The organism is Pseudomonas libanensis (genome assembly GCF_001439685.1).
Taxonomy (GTDB): Bacteria; Pseudomonadota; Gammaproteobacteria; order Pseudomonadales; family Pseudomonadaceae; genus Aquipseudomonas; species Aquipseudomonas libanensis.
On record NZ_JYLH01000025.1, the window covers coordinates 14,750 to 36,554 of the forward strand.

Consider the following 21,805-nt stretch of genomic DNA (forward strand, 5'->3'; position numbering starts at 1 on the left):
GGGCAGTCCTTAGTCAGAGTCATTGCGGGCTTTGCGGCACGATGGTGTCCGGCGCGGGCTCGATCGGTGCGTCGCCGGGTGGGGCTGCGTCGTCCAGTGGTTTTACCACCGGCGTCGGGCTGGAGCGGTAGTCGGCACGCCGCTTGAGCTGGAACTCGCGCACGGCGGCATTATGCGCATCCAGGTTATCCGAGAAAATATGGCTGCCATCGCCACGGGCGACGAAATACAGGCTGCTGCCCGGTGCCGGGTTCAGCGCCGCGTGGATGGCCTCGCGACCGACCATGGCGATGGGTGTCGGCGGCAGGCCGGCGATCATATAGGTATTGTAAGGGTTGGCTTCCTTGAGGTGGGCGCGGGTCAACTTGCCGTTGTAGCGCTCACCCAGGCCGTAGATCACGGTGGGATCGGTCTGCAGCAACATGCCGATCTTCATGCGACGCACAAACACACCGGCGATCTGCCCACGCTCTTGCGGTACACCGGTCTCCTTCTCCACCAGGGACGCCATGATCAGCGCCTGGTAAGGGTCGGTGTACGGCACATCGGCGGCACGCTTGCTCCACTCCTGAGCGAGGACATCGTCCAGGCGGGTGTAGGCTTTTTTCAGGAATTCGACATCGGTCATGCCGCGCACGAAGCGATAAGTGTCGGGGAAGAAACGCCCCTCGGGGAATACACCCGGGTGGCCGAGCTTTTCCATTACTTCACTGTCAGTCAGCCCTGGAAGGGTCTGCACGATCTTTTCGTGCTTGGCCAGGGCCATGCGCACCTGGCGGAAATTCCAGCCTTCCACCAGCGTCAGGCTGTACTGCACCACTTCGCCACGCTGCCACAGGCCAATCAGCCCCTCGGCGGTAAGACCGGGAGTCATGCGGTATTCGCCGCTGTGCAGTGGCTGGCCTTCGAGATTGAAGCGCCAGTACAGGCGCAGCCAGAAGGCATCGTCGAGCACACCGTCAGCTTCCAGACGATTGAAGGTGCCCGTCGGGGTAGCGCCAGCCGGTACGTCGAGCAACAGCTCCTGGGACAGCTTCAAGGGCTGCTTGAGGGCAGAGTCGAGTTTCCAGGCCGAAAAACCCACGAGCAACGCCGCCGAGACCAGACTGATCTGCAGCAGTAAAACCAGTTTTCGTATCAACTCAAATATCCAATAGCGCGCGAACAATACCCTGCAGTTTACGGGTGAGCGGCCCAACCGACCAGCTCATCGCAGCGCACCCGCGCACCGGCCAAATGCCATATACGCTGTTGCAGACGAAGACTTCATCGGCCTGTCGCAACTGCTCGACACTGACGTCGGCCACGGCTACCGGGATGCCCAGCGCTTGGGCCTGGGCCAGCAGCTCGGCACGCATCACGCCGGCCACGCCACATCGACTCAGGTCAGAGGTTAGTAACAAGCCGTTGCGCACCAGGAACAAGTTGCTGAACACGCCTTCGATAACCCGACCGGACATATCCAGCATCAAGCCCTCGGCATGATCGGCATCTTGCCATTCTGCGCGTGCGAGCACTTGCTCCAGACGATTGAGGTGCTTGAGACCGGCCAACATCGGCTGTTCGGCCAAGCGGGTCGCGCACGGAAACAGGCGGATGCCTTCGACACCATGGGCGGGGGGATAAGTCGCGGGCGCACTGCCCTGCAAGATACGGCGCACCGGAGCGCCAGGGTTGAGACCATAGCCGCGCAGGCTGTCGCCACGGGTAAGGATCAACTTGAGGACACCATCGCCGAGGGCGGCGGCATAGGCCAGCACTTCGCTGCGAATCACACCGTGGTCGGCAACCAAGGCCAAACGCCTGCAGCCCTCATTCAGGCGCTGCAGGTGACGGTCGAGCAACAGCGGCTGCCCGGCCTTGACGGCGATGGTCTCGAACAAGCCATCGCCATATGCCAGGCCGCGATCTTTCAGGGGCACGGAGTCCGCTGGTTGACCGTCGACCCAGCTGTGCATCACTCGGCGAACCGGCGGAACACCAGGGACCCGTTGGTGCCACCGAAACCGAACGAGTTTGAAATCGCCACGTCGATCGGCATCGGTTGCGCTTCGTGAGGCACGAAGTTCAGGTCGCAGCCTTCGTCCGGCTCATCCAGGTTGATGGTCGGCGGAGCGACCTGATCCTTGATCGCCATCACGCTGAAGATCGCCTCCACCGCGCCTGCCGCGCCCAACAGGTGGCCGGTCATGGACTTGGTGGAACTGACCGCCAGCTGGTAGGCGTGCTCGCCGAACACCGACTTGATGGCCTCGGCTTCCGCCAGGTCGCCGGTCGGCGTCGAAGTACCATGGGCGTTGATGTACTGCACCTGGTTGGGGTTGACCTTCGCATCGCGCAGGGCGTTGGTGATGCAGCGCGCAGCACCGGCACCGTCGGACGGTGGCGAGGTCATGTGGTAGGCGTCGCCGCTCATGCCAAAGCCGATCAGCTCGGCGTAGATGGTGGCGCCACGCGCCTTGGCGTGCTCCAACTCTTCGAGTACCAGGGCACCGGCACCGTCGGCCAGTACGAAGCCGTCGCGGCCCTTGTCCCACGGACGGCTGGCACGGGTCGGTTCGTCATTGCGGGTCGACAGCGCACGGGAGGCGCCGAAGCCGCCCATGCCCAGGCCGCAGGCGGCCATTTCGGCGCCACCGGCGATCATCACATCCGCTTCGTCATAGGCGATGTTGCGCGCCGCCATGCCGATGCAGTGAGTGCCCGTGGTGCACGCCGTCGAAATGGCGTAGTTAGGCCCCTGTGCCCCCAGGTGGATGGACAGGAAGCCGGAAATCATATTGATGATCGAGCCCGGTACGAAGAACGGTGAAATTCGACGAGGGCCGGATTCGTGCAGGGTGCGGCTGGTTTCTTCGATATTGGTCAAGCCGCCAATACCCGACCCCATGGCCACGCCGATGCGCTCACGGTTGGCGTCGGTGACTTCCAGGCCCGCATTACGCACTGCCTGAAAACCGGCGGCCAGGCCGTATTGAATGAACAGGTCGAGCTTGCGGGACTCTTTGATCGAGAGGTATTGCTCGACATTGAAACCCTTTACCGAGCCGCCAAAACGGGTGGAATAGGCAGAAAGGTCCGTGTGTTCGATCAGACCAATACCACTGCGGCCAGCCAGAATGCCCTGCCAACTGCTTGGCACATCCGTGCCCAGTGGCGACAACATACCCATACCGGTGACTACGACGCGTCTACGCGACACAGCACTCTCCTTTTTCTAATGACGACACTTCGCTTCGCAGCTTGCTTTTCATCACCGCTTAAAGAAAAAACCGCACGCCGTTACAGCAGTGCGGTTTTTCCCTGACAGCAAGCGACGACTACAAACTATTACGCCTGGTGGCTAGTAACGTAGTCGATGGCAGCTTGAACAGTAGTGATTTTTTCAGCTTCTTCGTCCGGGATTTCGGTCTCGAATTCCTCTTCCAGAGCCATCACCAGCTCAACGGTGTCAAGGGAATCGGCACCCAGGTCTTCTACGAAGGAAGCAGTGTTGACCACTTCTTCTTCCTTAACGCCCAGTTGCTCGGCGACGATTTTCTTGACGCGCTCTTCGATGGTGCTCATACCTTGTTTAACTCCTAATGGACAAATTCAGGCAGCTGGCCAGTGGGTAAGTGTATAGAAAGCCATTTCAGCTTTTCAACTGAAAGCTTCACCCTGTACCCGGCCGACCATCTGCCTATAAATTAAGTTGCAGCTTTATAACGGATTTTAGACAGCTCGTATGACATTTTTTTGAAGCGATCCGTCACAATTTAACTCATGTACATCCCGCCGTTAACCGGGATTGTAGCCCCAGTCACGTATGCCGCACCGTCGGATGCCAGGAAAGTGACCACATTCGCGATCTCTTGGGCCTGGCCCAGACGGCCCAGCGGAATCTGCGTCAGCAAGGCTTCACGCTGTGCTTCCGGCAGCTCGCGGGTCATATCGGTGTCGATGAACCCTGGGGCCACCGAGTTGACCGTAATCGACCGCGAGCCGACTTCACGCGCCAGTGCGCGGCTGAAACCTTCCAGGCCGGCCTTGGCGGAGGCATAGTTTACTTGGCCTGCGTTGCCCATGGCACCCACTACGGAGCCAATATTGATAATTCGGCCCCAACGCGCCTTGGTCATGCCGCGCAAAACGCCCTTGGACAGGCGAAACAGACTGTTCAGGTTGGTATCGACCACGTCGTACCACTCGTCGTCTTTCATGCGCATCATCAGGTTGTCACGGGTGATGCCGGCGTTGTTCACCAGAATAGCCGGCGCACCGAACTGAGCAGTGATCTGGGCCAATACGGCAGCCACGGACTCATCGCTGGTCACATTCAGCTCAAGGCCGGTGCCCTGCACGCCATTTTCCTTCAAGGTCGCGGCGATACGCTCGGCGCCCGAGGCGGAAGTGGCGGTGCCGATCACAACGGCGCCCTGACGGCCCAGTTCCAGGGCGATCGCCTGGCCGATGCCACGGCTTGCGCCAGTAACCAGTGCAACTTTACCTTGCAGACTCATGCAGGCTTCTCCTAATTTCGCAATTCAGGCCAGTGCCGCGCGGGCGGCAGCGAAGGCTTCAGGGGTGTTGAGGTTGGCGGTCGACACACCGTCGGCGCAACGCTTGTTCAGGCCCGCCAGGACTTTGCCCGGGCCGCACTCGACCAGTTCGGTAGCGCCGTTGGCGGCCAGGGCCTGGACCGATTCAACCCAGCGCACAGGCTTGTAGAGTTGCTCCAGCAGGTCGCGCTTGAGAGTCTCGAGGTCGGGTGCAACCGCGGCACTGACGTTCTGCACCAACGGGATCTGTGGCGCCTGCCAGTTGATGGCAGCGATGGACTCGGCAAAACGCTCGGCCGCCGGGCGCATCAGCTCGCAGTGGGACGGTACGCTCACCGGCAATGGCAAGGCACGCTTGGCACCACGGGCCTTGCAGCCTTCGATGGCACGCTCCACAGCCGCCTTGGCGCCAGCGATTACCACCTGGCCCGGGGAGTTGAAATTCACCGCACTGACCACCTCGCCCTGGGCCGCTTCGGCGCAGGCAGCAATCACGTCAGCATCTTCCAGGCCCAGGATAGCGGCCATGCCGCCCTGCCCGGCCGGTACGGCCTCCTGCATCAATTGGCCACGACGCTCCACCAGCTTGACCGCTTCACCGAGGGTGAGGCTGCCTGCTGCAACCAGAGCACTGTATTCGCCCAGGCTGTGACCGGCGACGAATGCCGGACGCGCGCCGCCTTCGGCCAGCCACAAGCGCCACAGGGCGATCGAGGCGGTCAGGATGGCTGGCTGGGTTTTATCGGTTTGGTTGAGCAGTGCTTCCGGCCCTTGCTGGGTCAGTGCCCAGAGGTCGTAACCCAGGGCGTCGGAAGCTTCCTTGAAGGTGTCCAGTACCAGCGGAAATTGCGCGCCCAGCTCGGCCAACATGCCGAGGGACTGCGAACCCTGCCCTGGAAAGACGAATGCGAGGGATGTAGACATGTAACAAGCCCCTAATGATCTGGTCGTCAAAATGATCGCGCCCATGGTGGGAGCGAACAAAACTGACAGATTGGATGGTCAATTGAACTGGCCGGTCACATTTAAGCACTCCCGGGCCAATTCGCCTAAGGCAACAGATCCTCAAGACGGCCGTGCAAGCGTTGCGGCAGGTTTTCCTGGATTTCGATCAAGGCCCGCGCAATCGCGCTTTGGAAGCCCTCGACACCTGCCGAGCCATGGCTTTTTACCACAATGCCCTGCAATCCCAGGAAGCTCGCGCCATTATGCCGAGCCGGCGCCAGATCAGCCTGCAGGCGGCGCATCAACGGCAGCGCCAAGGCACCCACCATGCGCGACGCCAGGTTGCGCTTGAACAACGCCTCGATACGCGAGGCAATCATGGTCGCCAAGCCTTCGCTGGACTTGAGCAATATGTTGCCGACAAAACCGTCACACACCACCACATCGGCCTCGCCACGGTACAAGCCGTCACCTTCGACAAAGCCGATATAGTTCAAGCCCCGCGCGCCTTGCAACAAGGTAGCGGCAAGCTTGACCTGCTGGTTGCCCTTGATGTCCTCGGTGCCGATATTCAGCAGGGCAACCCTGGGTCGGGCCACGCCCAGCGCCTCGGCGGCCACCGAGCCCATCACGGCGAACTGCAGCAGGTGCTCGGCACTGCAATCGACATTGGCACCCAGGTCCAGCAGCTGGCAATAACCCTTTTGTGTCGGGATTGCCGCCACCATTGCTGGCCGATCAATACCTGGCAGGGTTTTGAGCACATGCCTGGACAAGGCCATCAACGCGCCCGTGTTGCCGGCACTGACACAGGCTTGCACCTTGCCATCACGCAGCAATTCAAGGGCCACCCGCATTGAAGAATCGGGTTTGCCACGCAGGGCAACCGCCGGCTTTTCATCCATGCCGATGGCTTCACTGGCTGGCGTAATCGTCAGGCGCGCGCGATCCACCGCCGGATGGCTGGCAATCAGTTCTTCAAGAAGGGAGGGTTGACCGACGAGGGTCAGGTGCAGCGAGGGCGTTGCAGACAGGCTGGCAATGCAGGCCTGAACAATGCTGCGGGGACCGAAGTCCCCGCCCATTGCGTCAATCGCGATGACTTGAGCAGACAAGTGATTACTCGTCAGCGCCCTTGTCGATCACTTTACGGCCACGGTATACGCCTTCTGGCGATACGTGGTGACGCAGGTGAACTTCACCAGTGGTCTTTTCCACGGACAGGGTGCTTGCCTCGAGAGCGTCGTGCGAACGGCGCATGTCACGGGCGGAGCGGGATTTTTTGTTCTGCTGAACAGCCATAATTGATTAACTCCTAAACGTTTGGGTCACGCTTTAACTGCGCCAATACACTGAACGGGTTGGACCGCGTTACCTCGTCCTCGCTCGGCTCGGCCTCGTCATCGAGACCCTCCGGCTGCTGGCATTCTTCCGGATGATGAGCAGGCACAATGGGCAAGGCGAGCAAAAGCTCCTCCTCGATCAGTGCATGCAGATCCAATGGATCTTCGCCCAGTTCCAGCACGTCATAACCTTTCGGCAACGACTGGGTATTCGCACCCTCTTTCACCACAGCATAACTGCATTCGCTGTGGATCGGCAGGGTGACCAGCTCAAGACAACGCTGGCAAACCATTTTGACTTCGGTGTCGATAACGCTGTGGATTACCACAGATTTACGTTCATCTCGTTCAAAAACGAATTGTGCCTGCACCGTACCGACAGTGTCGGAAAGCGGGTCGCAGAGTCTCTCCAAATCGGCCAGCAGCACTTCACCTTGAAGGGTGGTGCCACGATCAGCCAATTTGCGCGGGTCAACGTGAGGTGGAATCGGGTCATTCAACATAGGCGCAGCATTATAGGGATGCACCCGGCCATGTCAAAGGAAATTCAGCCCTGTGCGTCAGCCGGTCACGTCGCTAGAATCGGCGACTGCCTTGAGGAGACGTATATGCTGCCTTTATTACTCGCGTCCAGCTCGGTTTATCGCCGGGAATTACTGAGCCGCCTGCACCTGCCGTTCACCTGCAGCTCGCCGGATATCGACGAAAGCCATCGCCCGAATGAACCCGCCGCCGAACTGGTCAAGCGCCTGGCCGAAGGAAAAGCCCGCGCCCTCGCCGCCAGCCATCCAGGGCATTTGATCATCGGCTCGGATCAGGTGGCTGCACTAGAGGGGCGAATCATCGGCAAACCCCACACTTTCGAAAATGCCCGCGAACAGTTGTTGGCGGCCAGTGGCAAGCGCGTGAGTTTCCTCACTGGCCTGGCACTGCTCAACAGCGAGACTGGGCGCTGCCAGGTGGACTGCGTGCCGTTTACCGTACATATGCGCGAACTGGATGCAGAGCGTATTGAGCGCTATCTGCGAATTGAACAGCCGTATGACTGCGCAGGCAGCTTCAAGGCCGAGGGACTTGGCGTGAGCCTGTTCCAGAGCACGGAAGGGCCGGATGCGACCAGCCTTGTAGGGCTGCCATTGATTCGACTGGTGGACATGTTGCTGACCGAAGGCGTACAGATCCCTTGAAACCATCGTAAAACAATGTGGGAGCGGGCTTGCCTGCGATAGCGGTGTGCCAGCCGACACTTATATTGACTGATCCATCGCTATCGCGGGCAAGCCCGCTCCCAAAGTTGATCTACACAAAGCTTGGAATTTCAGCGTAGCGTCGGCCCCTGGAAACCCATGTACAGCGCCAATTTCTCCGCCACACTGGCTCCAAGCTTCTTGGAGAAGCGATCAAACGGCGATTCCTCAACCGTGAAATCCACCAACTCCTTCTCGCCAACCACATCTCGCGCCACCGAACTGGCACTGCCCAGGCCATCGATCAAGCCCAGCGGCAATGCCTGCTCGCCCGACCACACCAGCCCGGAGAACAGCTCCGGATGGTCTTTATCCTTCAATCGATCCCCACGCCCCTGCTTCACGCTGGCAATGAACTGGCGATGGGTGGTGTCGAGCACGCCCTGCCAGAACGCGGTTTCATCCGCCTTCTGCGGCTGGAACGGGTCCAGGAACGCCTTGTGCTCGCCGGAGGTATAGATGCGCCGCTCCACCCCCAGCTTCTCCATGGTGCCGACAAACCCGTAACCGGCTGCCGTCACCCCAATGGAGCCAACCAGGCTGGCCTTATCTGCATAGATCTGGTCTGCGGCACTGGCGATATAATAGGCCCCCGAGGCGCCCAGGTCGGAGATCACTGCATAGAGTTTGGTATCCGGATGCAGGGCACGCAGGCGACGAATCTCGTCATACACATAGCCCGACTGCACCGGGCTGCCGCCTGGGCTGTTGATACGCAGGATGACGCCCTTGACCTTGGGGTCTTCGAACGCCGCACGCAGGCTGGTGACGATATTGTCGGCACTGGCGGGTTCCTTGTCGGCAATCACTCCGCGCACCTCGATCAAGGCGGTGTAGTGACTGCCGCGGGTGGCGCTCTTTTCCATGTCCATCAGCGGACTGAACAGCGCCAGCATGCCGAGCAGGTACACAAAAGTCAGCAGCTTGAAGAAAATCCCCCAGCGCCGTGAACGCCGCTGCTCCTGGACGCTGGCCAGGAGGGTCTTCTCCAGCAGCTTCCAGCTTTTATCATCACTGCTCTCGGCCTTTTCAGGCGCCTTCCACTCGTCACTCATGCCATTAACCCCAGCAAAGACTTATCGGGCCCGGCTGAGCCAGGCCTGCAATTCAGAAAAATGATCAATCGTCAGCCTCGGCTCGTATTGCTGCAACGCCTCGGCAGCCTGGGCGCCATAACTGACCGCCACGCTGTCCATGCCGGCATTGCGCGCCATCATCAGATCAAAGGACGCGTCACCCACCATCAATGCCTGGCGCGGCGATACACCGCAATGATCCAGGATCTGCTCCAGCATCAGAGGATGAGGCTTGCTGGCGGTTTCATCCGCGGCGCGGGTGATGTCGAAATAATCCTCGAAACCATGGGCCTTGAGCACACGATCCAAGCCACGGCGAGCCTTACCGGTAGCAACAGCCAAGTGATAGCCCTCGGCGCGAAACGCCGCCAAGGATTGCCGGACGCCGTCAAACAGCGGCGACGGCTCGGCTTCCAGAGCGATGTAGTGATCGGCATAGTGTTGCCGGAACGCTATCAGTTCCTGGTCACCGATCTGCGGGTACAGGGTGCGAATGGCCTCAGGCAAGCCCAGGCCGATGATGCCTTTAACCGCCAGGTCGCTGCATAACTCATAGCCTGAACGGGTTGACGCCATGTGCATCGACTCGACAATCCGACCAATGGAATCGCACAGCGTCCCGTCCCAATCGAAGATCAGCAGCTTGTAGTCAAGGTGCGACACTCAAACGCTCCACGGTCTTGGCCCACATTTCATCGACCGGCGCCTGCAATTTCAGCTCGCCGCCATCGGGCAGCGGCACCGTAAGCATATAGGCGTGCAGGAACAGGCGCTTGCCGCCCAGGTCGCGGATTTCCTTGGAGAAACCCTCGTCGCCGTACTTGGTATCGCCGGCAATGCAGTGGCCCGCATGCAGGGTATGCACACGAATCTGGTGGGTGCGGCCAGTGACCGGCTTGGCCTCGACCATGGTGGCAAAGTCGCCGAAACGGCGCAGCACCTTGAACAGCGTCAGGGCTTCCTTACCCTCCTCGTCCACCTCGACCATACGCTCGCCGGAACGCAGGTTGCTTTTCTGCAGTGGCGCACGCACGCTCTTGATCGAACTGGCCCAGTTACCGCGCACCAACGCCATGTAGCGCTTGTCCACGCCATCGCCACGCAGGGCAGTGTGCAGATGGCGCAACATGCTGCGCTTCTTGGCGATCATCAGCAGGCCGGAGGTATCACGGTCAAGGCGATGGACCAGTTCCAGCTCCTTGGCATCCGGGCGCAACTGGCGAAAGGCTTCGATCACGCCGAAATTCAGGCCACTGCCGCCGTGAACAGCAATGCCGCAGGGCTTGTTGATCACGATCAGCTTGTTGTCTTCGAACACGATCGACGCTTCCAGGCGCTGCAACAGCCCTTGGGCCAGCGGCACCGGTTCGTCGCGCTCAGGCACGCGCACAGGCGGCACACGGACGATATCGCCGGCCTGCAGCTTGTACTCAGGCTTGATGCGCCCCTTGTTCACGCGCACTTCGCCTTTACGCAAAATGCGGTAAATCAAGGTCTTGGGCACGCCTTTGAGCCTGGCCAGGAGAAAATTGTCGATGCGTTGGCCGGCATATTCCGGCGAGACCTCAAGCAGCTGGACGCTGGGGGTCGGGGGGGCGGTAGTCGTCATGGCGGCGATGATAACAATTTTTTATGGAATTGAAGCACTTAATCATTACTGCTATAGTCGCGAACGCCGCCAAAAGCGGCCTGGACAGAGGACATGCGGCAAACTGCCGGCCCTGACCATCGCAATTCATCAGGACGCGAGGCCGTCCTACGGGGCTTTCGCCACCCTGGAAGGCTCAAGATTGTAACAAGCGCAGGTGACATGAGGCCTGAAGCGAGTGCAGAAAGCAGAGTGAATACTCGCCTTTTGCGCCGATATTTACGGCCAGTTCACAAAGTGCAGTCAGTTTTGAGCCAGACCATGGTGAATGCTTCGGAAACAACGCCTGTTAAGAGCTGAGTGAGAGCGCAACCGCCCACACCTAGTCTTGTTTAGCCATGAGCGTGGACTCCCCATTGGAGAACACGGTAAATGCCAACCCGCTGCGGATTCTGCGCGCGGCAGCACCCGAATTATCAGGGATACGTGTAGGGTGGAGATGCACAACCGTCGGACTGTGTAGCACTAGGCTTATATTTAGACGCTTCATCTCGTCCACAGTCGCCGGTTGATTCCTCCTCCTGACCTTAGCTTTTGTTGAAGTGGTGCCTTTGTCACCACCGCTAACGAGCAGGACGCGTCCGTCGCGATAGCGGCCCAATTGGCCGGTTATTGCTGGACACTGGAGTGGCCAACCACTCTTGACGCACCTGACACCGACCGTGAGAAGTCGTGTGTGCCGAACGCCGTTTCCGGCAGCCCGGAAACCGACGGTACAACATGAAAAGAATGCTGATTAACGCAACTCAACCCGAAGAGTTGCGTGTTGCACTGGTAGATGGCCAACGCCTCTACGACCTGGACATCGAATCCGGTGCACGCGAGCAAAAGAAGGCCAACATCTATAAAGGCCGTATTACTCGCATCGAACCAAGCCTTGAGGCTGCCTTTGTCGATTTCGGCTCCGAGCGCCACGGCTTCCTGCCCCTTAAAGAAATCTCCCGCGAATACTTCAAGAAAGCCCCCGAAGGCCGCGTGAACATCAAGGACGTCCTGAGCGAAGGCCAGGAAGTCATCGTCCAGGTCGAAAAAGAAGAACGTGGCAACAAGGGCGCCGCCCTGACCACCTTCATCAGCCTCGCCGGCCGTTATCTCGTGCTGATGCCGAACAACCCGCGTGCCGGCGGCATTTCCCGTCGCATCGAAGGCGAAGAGCGCAACGAACTGCGTGAAGCGCTGAACGGCCTGGTCGCACCGGCCGACATGGGCCTGATCGTTCGCACTGCAGGCCTGGGCCGCAGCAGCGAAGAAATGCAGTGGGACCTCGACTACCTGCTGCAACTGTGGACCGCCATTAAAGAAGCGTCCCTGGATCGTTCCGCGCCATTCCTGATTTACCAGGAAAGCAACGTGATCATCCGCGCCATCCGCGACTACCTGCGCCAGGACATCGGCGAAGTGCTGATCGACAGCGTTGAAGCCCAGGACGAAGCCCTGACCTTCATCCGCCAGGTGATGCCGCAGTACGCCAGCAAGATCAAGCTGTACGAAGACAGCGTACCGCTGTTCAACCGTTTCCAGATCGAAAGCCAGATCGAGACCGCCTTCCAGCGCGTGGTCGAACTGCCTTCCGGCGGCTCCATCGTCATCGACCCGACCGAAGCCCTGGTGTCCATCGACATCAACTCGGCGCGCGCCACCAAAGGCAGCGACATCGAAGAAACCGCCCTGCAGACCAACCTGGAAGCGGCTGAAGAAATCGCCCGCCAGCTGCGCCTGCGCGATATCGGCGGCCTGATCGTGATCGACTTCATCGACATGACCCCAGCCAAGAACCAGCGCGCCGTGGAAGAGAAAGTCCGCGAATGCCTGGAAGCTGACCGTGCTCGCGTGCAAGTCGGCCGCATCTCGCGCTTCGGCCTGCTGGAAATGTCCCGCCAGCGCCTGCGTCCATCCCTGGGCGAGAGCAGCGGCATCGTCTGCCCGCGTTGCAACGGCACCGGCATCATCCGTGACGTTGAATCGCTGTCCCTGGCGATCCTGCGCCTGATCGAAGAAGAAGCCCTGAAAGACCGCACCGCCGAAGTGCGTGCGCAAGTGCCGATTCCGGTTGCCGCCTTCCTGCTTAACGAAAAACGCAATTCGATCACCAAGATCGAACTGCGCACCCGTGCCCGTATCGTCATCCTGCCGAACGATCACCTCGAGACGCCGCACTTCGAAGTCCAGCGCCTGCGTGATGACAGCCCGGAAGCCCATAGCGGCCAGTCCAGCTATGAAATCGCTGCTGCCGCTGCCGAAGTGGAAGAAGTCCAGCCAGCGGCCGCGACCCGCACCCTGGTTCGCCAGGAAGCCGCCGTGAAGACCGCGCCGGCCCGTGCCAATGCACCGATGCCGACCGAAGCCGCTGCTCCGGTTGCCGCCCCGGCCGCCCTGCCTGAGCCAAGCCTGTTCAAGGGCCTGGTGAAATCGCTGGTCAGCCTGTTCGCCACCAAGGAAGAGCCTGCTGCCCCGGTAGTGGTCGAAAAGCCTGCCACCGAGCGCCCGGCGCGCAACGAAGAACGTCGCAACGGTCGTCAGCAGAGCCGTAACCGCAACGGTCGCCGTGACGAAGAGCGCAAGCCTCGCGAAGAACGTGCCCCGCGTGAAGAGCGCGCACCACGTGAAGAGCGTGCGCCTCGCGAAGCCCGCGAAGACACCCCGGCCGTCGCCCGTGAAGAACGTGCACCGCGTGAAGAGCGCGCACCACGTACCCCACGTGCCCCCCGTGAAGATCGCAAGCCGCGTGGCGAGCGCGAAGAGCGCGTGCGTGAACTGCGTGAGCCGCTGGACGCCGCACCAGCCGTTGCTGCTGGCGCTGCAGCCAGCACCGAAGAACGCCCGGCGCGCCAGCCGCGTGAAGAGCGCGCCCCGCGTGAAGAGCGCCAGCCGCGCCCACCGCGTGAGGAGCGTCAACCACGCGCTGAGCAAGCCGCTGCCGCCAGCGAAGAAGAAGTACTGACCGGCGAAGAGCACCTGCAGGAAGACGGCCAGGACAACGCCGAAGGCGATCGTCCACGCCGCCGCTCCCGTGGCCAGCGTCGTCGCAGCAACCGTCGTGAGCGTCAACGTGACGCCAACGGCAATGTGATCGAAGGCTCGGAAGAAGCCGGCGAAAACGCAGAAGCTGCCAACAACGAACCAACAAGCACCGAACTGGCTGCCGGCTTGGCCGTTACCGCTGCCGTTGCCAGCTCGGTCATCAGCGCCCCTGCTGAGGCCCAGGCCCACGAGCAAGCCGAACGCGCTACCGCTGCGGTCGAAGACACCGTTGCAGTAGAAGCGCCAGCCGCCGAAACCCCAGTGGTTGAAGCGCCGGTTGTTGAAGCGCCAGTCGTTGAAGCCACTACCCCTGTCGAAGCCCCAGCGGTTCCGGAAGTGGAAGTTGCACCGGTTCGCGATGTACAGCCGGAAACCGACGTGGTTGCCGTTGAACCAGCTCCAGTGGTTGAGCCTCAGCCAGTAGTCGAAGCGGCTGTAGAAACTCCGGTGGTCGAAGAAGCTGCCCCGGCTGTGCGTGAAGTTCGCGAAGAACAGACCGCCTTCCAGTGGACTGCCGAACCTGCCGCACCGGTTGAAGCGCCAGCGCCTGCCCCAGTGGTAGACGAAGCACCGGCACCGGTTGCTGAAGTCGTCGCCGAGCCAGCCCCAGTGGTTGAGCCGACGCCGGTTGCGGAGCCTGCGCCCGTAGTTGAAGTTGGAGCCCCGGTGGTTGCCGAAGTGGTCGCCCCTGTGGTTGAAGCTGCACCTGCAAGCGCTCTCACCGAAAACGGCCGTGCGCCGAATGACCCACGTGAAGTGCGTCGTCGCCGCAAGGAAGCCGAAGCTGCTGCAGCCGCAGCCAAGGCGGTAGAGCACAAGGCCCACGAAGCAGAGCACGAGCCTAAACCCCTCGTCTGATTCCATAAGCCACTAAAAAGCCCCGCCTGAGTGATCAGGCGGGGCTTTTTTATGGCTGATTATCTCGACTTGGAATGCAATCACTGTGGGAGCTGGCTTGCCTGCGATAGCGTCGATTCAGTCAGCATGGCTGTGGCTGATACACCGCGATCGCAGGCAAGCCAGCTCCCACACTTAACCTGCAGTAAAACTCAACCGTTGCGGCACATCCACATCCCAAAGCACACCAGGATCATCTACCTGCACCTCTCGCACCTGTGTTTGCGCAAACAACGGCCTGGCCCCACGATCCCCACTCAGAGCCATCAGCGCCGGCCCAAACGTGTGATCGAAAGCCACCGGGTGCCCGTACTGCCCGGCAGATACCGGTACAGTGATGCCCTCCATGCTGGCAATCACCCGTTCGATACTCGATGACTGGATAAACGGCATATCCCCCAACACCACCAGCCACCCATCCGCTGCACCGCTGGCCTTGATTGCCGCCGCAATGCTGTCGCCCATCCCGCTCGAGTCCAGCAGTACAACCTGACAGCCATAAGCCTCTGCCAGGCGGATAACCTCCCCGCGCCCCGGCGACGTCACCAGCCAGCGCGTTACAACACGCTCAGGCAAGTTGCGCAGCACCTGCTCGATGACCGGCCGACTAACGCCATCCAGCCCCACACACGCAGCGAGCAATTTGTCTTGATCCGCTCCGGCTTCAGCGCGAAAACGACTGCCCTGCCCCGCCGCCAGCACAATCGCCGCCACCATCACTCGGCCTCCACTGCCAGAGGCTTTTTTTGCATCGGTGCCACCCCGTTCTTGATCGCAACGATTTCCGCCATCAGCGACAGCGCAATTTCCGCCGGCGTATGGCTGCCGATGTGCAGGCCGATCGGCCCGTGCAAACGCGCGATGGCCTCCGCCGACAGGCCCAGCGCGGCCAGGTTCTCCCGACGCTTTTGGGTATTGACCCGCGAACCCAGGGCGCCGATATAGAACGCTGTGGAGTTCAGCGCCGTCAGCAACGCCATGTCATCCAGACGTGGATCGTGGGTCAGGCAGACGATAGCCGTGCGTTCATCGGTATGAATATTCAACACCGCCTCGTCGGGCATGCCCGGCACAAAGCGGCCATGCTGGTCTTCCCAGCCGTAGACGAACTCTTCGCGGGGGTCGCAGATCAGCACTTCAAAATCCAACAGGCGCGCCATTTCCGCTACGTAGCGCGACAGCTGCCCGGCGCCGATCAACAGCAGGCGCCAGCGCGGGCCGTAGATGGCACGCAAGCGTTCGCCGTCGAAGCTCACCACGTCGGTCTTGCTGGCGGCGCTCAAGGTCACTTCGCCGGTGGCCAGGTTCAGCTCGCGAGCGACAATCTGATGATCTTCACAACGCGCCAGCAGCGCTTCGACCCAACCCCACTCTTCCACGCGCTCCTCGGTGAGCCGCAGGGTGCCGCCGCAGGGCAGGCCAAAACGTGCCGCTTCATCGCGTGTGACGCCGTAGGTCACCAACTGCACGGCCGGGCCGTCAGCAGGCAAGCGGCCGTCTTGCAGGCGCGCGATCAAGTCATCCTCGATGCAACCGCCCGACACCGAGCCAATCACCACGCCATCACCGCGCAGGGCCAACATTGCTCCCGGCGGGCGCGGCGCGCTGCCCCAGGTTTGCACCACGCTGTACAACATCACGCGCTGCCCGGCGCGGCGCCATTGCAGCACGCTGCGCAGGACGTTCAGATCCACACTGTCCATCAGGCCTCCGGTAAGTACTGTCGCGCTCACTGTAAACCAAAAATATCCGTTGTATCCCGCCAGAAACGCAAACGCCCCGAACCAGTCGGGGCGTTTGCGGATAGCGTTGGCGTCAGTTCACGCCAGCAGCCACTTACTTGACGACAGGCGCCGGGCCTTCGGCCACACCCAGGTCATCTTCTTCGCGGGTGTCGGAGATACCGGTACCGCCGGACGCCAGCTCACTTTGCAGCTTGTCGGTGTCCAACTCCTTGACCCACTTGGCCACAACGATGGTGGCAACGGCGTTACCCACCAGGTTGGTCAGGGCACGGGCTTCGGACATGAAGCGGTCGATACCCAGGATCAGCGCCAGGCCGGCCACCGGCAAGTGGCCTACGGCCGACAGGGTCGCAGCCAGTACGATGAAACCACTGCCGGTCACGCCCGCCGCGCCTTTGGAAGACAGCAGCAGCACCAGCAGCAGGGTGATCTGGTGGGTGATGTCCATGTGGGTGTCGGTCGCCTGGGCGATGAACACGGCAGCCATGGTCAGGTAGATCGACGTACCGTCGAGGTTGAATGAGTAGCCGGTTGGGATCACCAGGCCGACCACCGACTTCTTCGCACCCAGGCGCTCCATCTTGATCAGCATGCGTGGCAATGCGGATTCGGAAGACGAGGTACCCAGCACGATCAGCAGTTCTTCACGGATGTAGCGGATCAGCTTCAATACGCTGAAACCGTGGGCGCGGCAGATGGCGCCGAGTACCACGACCACGAACAGGACGCAGGTGATATAGAAACAGATCATCAGCTGGCCCAGCTGCACCAGGGAACCCACACCGTAGGCGCCGATGGTGAATGCCATGGCACCCAAGGCTCCGATCGGAGCGAGCTTCATGATCATGTTGATGATGTTGAACATCACGTGGGCGAAGCGATCGATGAAGTCCAGCACCGGCTTGCCGTAGGCGCCCAGGCGGTGCAGGGCGAAACCGAAGATCACCGAGAACATCAGCACTTGCAGGATATCGCCGTTGGCGAAGGCGCCGACGATGGTGTTCGGGATGACGTTCAGGATAAAGCCGACAATGCTCTGGTCTTTACCGGCGGTGACGTAGGCCGCCACTTTGGAGGCGTCCAGGGTCGCTACATCGATGTGCATGCCCGCACCCGGTTGCACGACGTTGACCACGACCAGGCCGATCAGCAGGGCGATGGTGGAGACGATTTCGAAGTACAGCAGCGCATAGCCACCGGTCTTGCCCACCGACTTCATGCTTTGCATGCCAGCGATGCCGCTGACCACGGTGCAGAAGATGATCGGGGCGATGACCATTTTGATCAGCTTGATAAAGCCATCACCCAGTGGCTTGAGGGCCACGCCGGTCTGCGGGTAGAAGTGGCCGAGCAAAATACCGATAACGATTGCGACGATCACCTGGAAATACAGGGATTTGTAGATTGGCTGACGAGTCGTCATTGCAAAGTTCCTCAAACGTCCCGGGGGCAAATATCCGCCATTGCCCACGACACTTGAATTGCGAACCCTCCTGCACTGGAGGGATTTGTTGTTGGCGAAGCCTGTAAGACAAAGCCTGCGCTGTAACGCTTATCGCAAACAGCGTGCCACTTTGCGCAAATACGCTGAAGGCCTTTAAACATCAGGGCTAGAGACGTTATTGCCTATCCTGAGCCATGCAGCCAGGTGGCGGATTTCCGCCCACTCACCTAGTCTCGTCCTACAATTTGGCGGATATCCGCCTTGTGGCTCGGCCGGGGGATGGCTACCATCCGCCACTCCATGGACGAGGCCCCTGCATGCGCGAACGTACCATCGCCAGTCACTACGCCCGAGCAGCCCTCGGCGGTGCGCGTCGAGCCGGTTACGACTACTCGGAGTTGTTGCAGCAGGTGGGCATCACCCCTGAACTGCTGAGCGAGCCTCGCGCCCGCATTGCACCGGAGCAATTCACCCGGCTGCTGCAAATGCTCTGGCTGGAGCTGGATGACGAGTACCTGGGGTTCGCCGATGGGCCGAGCAAACGTGGCACCTTCGCCATGATGTGCCACGCGCTGATTCATTGCCGCACACTGGAGAAGGCGCTGGAGCGCGGCTTATTGTTCTATAGCCTGTTCCCACAAGGCCCACGCTGGCAGCTGACCAAAGAAGGCGATATGGCGCGCCTGAGCCTGGACGACTCGCAGTTATGGGACCCTGACCACTTCCTCAGTGAATGCCTGCTGGTGATCTGGCATCGCCTGGGCAGTTGGTTGATCGGCCAGCGAATCCGGCTGCAGCAGGCAACCTTCAGTTACCCCACGCCGGCCCATGCCGGTGAATACGACCTGTTGTTCCCCTGCCCCCAGGTGTTCGGTGCGCCGAACAGCAGCCTGGTGTTTCCCAGACGCTACCTGAGCCTGCCGCTGTTGCAGGATGAACGCACGCTCAAGCACTTCTTGCAGCGTTCCCCTGCCGACTTGCTGTCGCGGCCGGATGAAGGCGACAGCCTGAGCAGCCAGTTGCGCCGCCTGCTGAGCCGCGACCGCACGCCCTGGCCAGACCTGGAAGCCGTCGCCCAGCACCTGCACATCAGCCCACAAACCCTGCGCCGGCACCTGCGCGAAGAAGGCACGAGTTTTCAGGCTTTGAAGGATGAGTTACGCCGAGATATCGCCATTTACCACTTGGGGCGGGCGGATTTGTCTTTGCAGGAAATTGCCGAACAGTTGGGGTTTTCCGAACCGTCGGCGTTTCATCGGGCGTTCAAGAAATGGACGGGGTTGACGCCGGGGGCCTACAGAGCGCAGGAGAGTTAGAGGTGTATTGGCTGGGAGGGCCTCATCGCAGGCAAGCCAGCTCCCACATTTGAATGTATTCACACATCCAATTGTGTAAACCCGATCAACTGTGGGAGCTGGCTTGCCTGCGATGAGCATGGGTATCTACACAACTTTGGTACGCCGCTGCTCCTCTGGCAAGGGAGCTTGCTGCCTGGCAGCTTATAACTATCTAACTGATACACCGCGAACCAAATGTGGGAGGGGGCTTGCCCCCGATGGCGGCCTGACAGCCGACCAGGATGTTGGATCAGACTGAGTACATATCCGTTATTTGGGCAACGGCCACTTAGGGTTCCGCTTTTACAGCGGGTCACTTTGGAAAAGAGCCCCAAAGTAACCAAAGGGCTCTTGCCCCACCACTCGGCACCTCGCCTAGGCTCGGTGTGCCCGTAATCCGACAGGGATTTGGGGGGCGCCTAAGATCAAGATCAAAAGCAGATCAAGATCAAGAGCGGCTCGCTTCGCATCGTGGTTACTGATAGTTGCTACGTCAGAGTTGTGTAGATACCCATGCTGCGATGAGGCCAGCGCAGATCACAAGGCAGGAAAGTGAATCCTGAACGCCGCCCCACCCAGCGCTGAATCCCCCAACGTCAACCGCGCGTGATAGCTTTCGATAATGTCCTTGACCACCGCCAGCCCGATGCCCTGCCCCGGGTGTTGGCGATCAAGCCGCTCGCCGCGCTGCAGAATCCGTGCGCGCTGGTCGGGCGGCACACCGGGGCCGTCGTCTTCGATACACAGTTCGATGCCGTCCAGGTTTTCCACCAGGCTGATACGTACTTGTCGCAGGCATAGGCGATAGGCGTTTTCCAGCAAGTTGCCAAGCATTTCGAGCAGGGCACCTTTCTCGATGGGCACGTCACACTCTTGCGGCAGGTCAAAGGAGACGTTGACGCGCTTGTCGCGGTAGACCTTTTCCAAGGTATCGCACAGACTTTGCAACACCGGTTCCAAACGCACCTGGTGGCGCACCAGGCCGCTTTTACGCAGGCTGGCACGCTGCAATTGATAGCCTATTTGCTGGCTCATGCGCTCGATCTGCGATTGCAGCACCCACGCCTGGCCACGGTCTTCGTGGCGCTGAGCCATGTCCTCACTCACTCCCTGCAAGACCGCCAGTGGGGTTTTCAGGCTATGGGCCAGGTCATCCAGGGAATCGCGGTAGCGTGTGCGTTGCTCGCGTTCGCTGTGCAGCAACCGGTTGAGGGAGCCGGTAAGTCGTAGCAGTTCGCGGGGGTGTTCTTCGGAAAGGCTCTCACGGGTGCCACCTTCGATCTGGTCAAGCTCCTGGCTCAAGCGTCGCAGGGCTTGCAAGCCCCAGGTCAGGCCCAGCCACAACAGTGTCAACAGCACGAGCAGGGCCGCGCCGAAGCCGAGGTAGAGATTCTCGCGCAAGCCTTCGAGGGTCAGTTGATATTCACGCACCGGTTGCAGGGCGACGATGCTGAACGCCGCACTCTTGCCTCCCAGCAGCTTGACCTCGACGTCATACACGAAAAATTCCTGGCCATTAGCTTCGCGGATGCGCGCAAACTCGTTGCCGCGCCCATCGTAGCGCGGCTTGTAGTTGATGTTTTCTTCCCGGGTTGCCCGCGAACGCCATACCAGGTGGCCCTCGCGGTCGTAGATATAGCCAAGCAGCCGGCTGTCGGTGAGGTTGAAGCGTTCATCCGGCAACTGCGCCGGCATCAGCAGGCGATTATTTTCGACCCGCGCGGCGGAGATCAGAGTGGTCACGTCCGACGCCAGGCGCTGCTCGATGGAATCCTGCAGGGCCAGGCTGAAAGCGCCTTGCATGGCGGGCAACAAGCCGAGCATGAACAGCACGGCCAGGGTGGCGGCCGCCAGCATCAGGCGCACACGTAGCGAGCGAATCAACGGCAGCGCTCATTGAACAGGTAACCCAGGCCGCGCACGGTATCGATCGGCTTGAACCCGGTCGGCCCTTCCAGCTTGCGACGCAGGCGGCCGACCAGCACTTCGATGACGTTCGGGTCGCGCTCGTCGTCATCGGGGTAGAGTTGCTCCATCAAGCGGTCCTTGGCCACCACTTGCTGATGATGGCGCATCAAGTATTCGAGGATGCGATACTCATAGGCGGTCAACGCCAGCGGCTGTTCATCCAGGGAGGCTTGCTTGCGATTGAGATCCAGCAGCAAGGGCCCGGCAATGATGGTGGACTGGGTAAAACCGCTGGAGCGGCGCAACAATGCGTTCATCCGCGCCTCCAGCTCTTCGAACTGGAACGGCTTGACCACGTAGTCGTCGGCACCGGCCGCCAGGCCTTCGACTTTATCCTGCCAGTTGCCGCGGGCGGTCAGGATCAGGATCGGGAAGGTCTTGGCCTGGGTGCGCAGTTGGCGGATCAGGTCCAGGCCGCCCATGCCGGGCAGGCCAAGGTCGATGATCGCCAGGTCGTGATTGAATTGGCCCGTCTGGTACAGGGCTTCCTCGGCATTGGCCACGGCTTCGACCACATGCCCGCTGTCGGTCAGGCGGGTAAACAGGTGATGACGCAACAGCGCCTCATCTTCCACCACCAGCAATTTCATAAG

Annotated in this window: 20 protein-coding genes; 3 read left to right on the forward strand and 17 right to left on the reverse strand. The window is 60.7% G+C overall.

The window, feature by feature from the left end; translation table 11 throughout:
- Positions 1-19: 19 nt before the first annotated feature.
- The 9 genes from mltG to TU73_RS26695 form a co-directional block, all read right to left on the reverse strand.
- Complete coding sequence (mltG, locus tag TU73_RS26655) at positions 20-1,141, reverse strand: endolytic transglycosylase MltG (protein ID WP_057014662.1); 1,122 nt, start codon at positions 1,139-1,141, stop codon at positions 20-22.
- A gap of 1 nt (position 1,142) precedes the next feature.
- Positions 1,143-1,958 carry an aminodeoxychorismate lyase gene (gene pabC / locus TU73_RS26660; protein WP_057014663.1) on the reverse strand — a complete coding sequence of 272 codons (816 nt, stop codon included), beginning with the start codon at positions 1,956-1,958 and terminating at the stop codon, positions 1,143-1,145.
- The gene (fabF, locus tag TU73_RS26665; protein ID WP_057014664.1) at positions 1,958-3,202 is read right to left on the reverse strand and encodes a beta-ketoacyl-ACP synthase II; all 1,245 of its coding nucleotides are present in this window, start codon (positions 3,200-3,202) and stop codon (positions 1,958-1,960) included. The genes pabC and fabF overlap by 1 nt, the downstream gene beginning before the upstream one ends.
- 128 nt (positions 3,203-3,330) lie before the next feature.
- Complete coding sequence (acpP, locus tag TU73_RS26670; protein WP_003175607.1) at positions 3,331-3,567, reverse strand: acyl carrier protein; 237 nt, start codon at positions 3,565-3,567, stop codon at positions 3,331-3,333.
- Positions 3,568-3,758: 191 nt separating this feature from the next.
- Positions 3,759-4,502 carry a 3-oxoacyl-ACP reductase FabG gene (fabG, locus tag TU73_RS26675; RefSeq protein ID WP_003189275.1) on the reverse strand — a complete coding sequence of 248 codons (744 nt, stop codon included), beginning with the start codon at positions 4,500-4,502 and terminating at the stop codon, positions 3,759-3,761.
- Positions 4,503-4,526: 24 nt separating this feature from the next.
- Entirely contained in the window at positions 4,527-5,465 is a 939-nt protein-coding gene (fabD, locus tag TU73_RS26680; RefSeq protein WP_057014665.1) for an ACP S-malonyltransferase, read from the reverse strand.
- A gap of 125 nt (positions 5,466-5,590) precedes the next feature.
- Complete coding sequence (plsX, locus tag TU73_RS26685; protein ID WP_082642674.1) at positions 5,591-6,601, reverse strand: phosphate acyltransferase PlsX; 1,011 nt, start codon at positions 6,599-6,601, stop codon at positions 5,591-5,593.
- A gap of 4 nt (positions 6,602-6,605) precedes the next feature.
- The gene (gene rpmF, locus TU73_RS26690; RefSeq protein ID WP_003179396.1) at positions 6,606-6,788 is read right to left on the reverse strand and encodes a 50S ribosomal protein L32; all 183 of its coding nucleotides are present in this window, start codon (positions 6,786-6,788) and stop codon (positions 6,606-6,608) included.
- Between the two features lie 13 nt (positions 6,789-6,801).
- Entirely contained in the window at positions 6,802-7,332 is a 531-nt protein-coding gene (locus TU73_RS26695) for a YceD family protein (RefSeq protein ID WP_032893131.1), read from the reverse strand.
- 105 nt (positions 7,333-7,437) lie between these two features.
- Between TU73_RS26695 and TU73_RS26700 the strand changes: the two genes are divergently transcribed.
- On the forward strand, positions 7,438-8,016 hold the full coding sequence (locus tag TU73_RS26700; protein WP_057014667.1) for a Maf family protein: 579 nt from the start codon (positions 7,438-7,440) through the stop codon (positions 8,014-8,016).
- A gap of 131 nt (positions 8,017-8,147) precedes the next feature.
- Here the strand turns inward: TU73_RS26700 and TU73_RS26705 are convergent, their stop codons facing one another.
- The 3 genes from TU73_RS26705 to rluC are packed head-to-tail and all read right to left on the reverse strand — an operon-like array spanning position 8,148 to position 10,761.
- On the reverse strand, positions 8,148-9,131 hold the full coding sequence (locus TU73_RS26705) for a S49 family peptidase (protein WP_057014668.1): 984 nt from the start codon (positions 9,129-9,131) through the stop codon (positions 8,148-8,150).
- 21 nt (positions 9,132-9,152) lie between these two features.
- Positions 9,153-9,815, reverse strand: a complete 663-nt coding sequence (locus TU73_RS26710) for an HAD-IA family hydrolase (RefSeq protein ID WP_057014669.1) — start codon at positions 9,813-9,815, stop codon at positions 9,153-9,155.
- Positions 9,802-10,761: a 23S rRNA pseudouridine(955/2504/2580) synthase RluC gene (rluC, locus tag TU73_RS26715; RefSeq protein ID WP_003175615.1), complete on the reverse strand. Its 960-nt coding sequence runs from the start codon at positions 10,759-10,761 to the stop codon at positions 9,802-9,804. The genes TU73_RS26710 and rluC overlap by 14 nt, the downstream gene beginning before the upstream one ends.
- A gap of 759 nt (positions 10,762-11,520) precedes the next feature.
- Here rluC and rne point away from each other — a divergent pair.
- Entirely contained in the window at positions 11,521-14,679 is a 3,159-nt protein-coding gene (gene rne / locus TU73_RS26720) for a ribonuclease E (protein ID WP_173668897.1), read from the forward strand.
- 174 nt (positions 14,680-14,853) lie between these two features.
- On the opposite strand, the gene TU73_RS26725 is transcribed toward rne, so the two are convergent.
- The 3 genes from TU73_RS26725 to TU73_RS26735 all read right to left on the reverse strand — a co-directional run bounded on the left by TU73_RS26725 (position 14,854) and on the right by TU73_RS26735 (position 17,886).
- Positions 14,854-15,438, reverse strand: coding sequence for a nucleotidyltransferase family protein (locus TU73_RS26725; protein WP_057014671.1), 585 nt, complete (start codon positions 15,436-15,438; stop codon positions 14,854-14,856).
- Positions 15,435-16,421: an XdhC family protein gene (locus TU73_RS26730; protein WP_057014672.1), complete on the reverse strand. Its 987-nt coding sequence runs from the start codon at positions 16,419-16,421 to the stop codon at positions 15,435-15,437. Before TU73_RS26730 ends, TU73_RS26725 begins: the two co-directional genes overlap by 4 nt.
- Before the next feature lie 133 nt (positions 16,422-16,554).
- Positions 16,555-17,886, reverse strand: a complete 1,332-nt coding sequence (locus TU73_RS26735; RefSeq protein ID WP_057014673.1) for a dicarboxylate/amino acid:cation symporter — start codon at positions 17,884-17,886, stop codon at positions 16,555-16,557.
- 338 nt (positions 17,887-18,224) lie between these two features.
- Here TU73_RS26735 and TU73_RS26740 point away from each other — a divergent pair, with 338 nt between their 5' ends.
- Entirely contained in the window at positions 18,225-19,223 is a 999-nt protein-coding gene (locus tag TU73_RS26740; protein ID WP_057014674.1) for an AraC family transcriptional regulator, read from the forward strand.
- Between the two features lie 558 nt (positions 19,224-19,781).
- Here TU73_RS26740 and TU73_RS26745 read toward each other — a convergent pair.
- The gene (locus tag TU73_RS26745) at positions 19,782-21,128 is read right to left on the reverse strand and encodes an ATP-binding protein (protein ID WP_057014675.1); all 1,347 of its coding nucleotides are present in this window, start codon (positions 21,126-21,128) and stop codon (positions 19,782-19,784) included.
- Entirely contained in the window at positions 21,125-21,802 is a 678-nt protein-coding gene (locus TU73_RS26750) for a response regulator (protein WP_043050102.1), read from the reverse strand. The genes TU73_RS26745 and TU73_RS26750 overlap by 4 nt, the downstream gene beginning before the upstream one ends.
- Between the last annotated feature and the right edge of the window lie 3 nt (positions 21,803-21,805).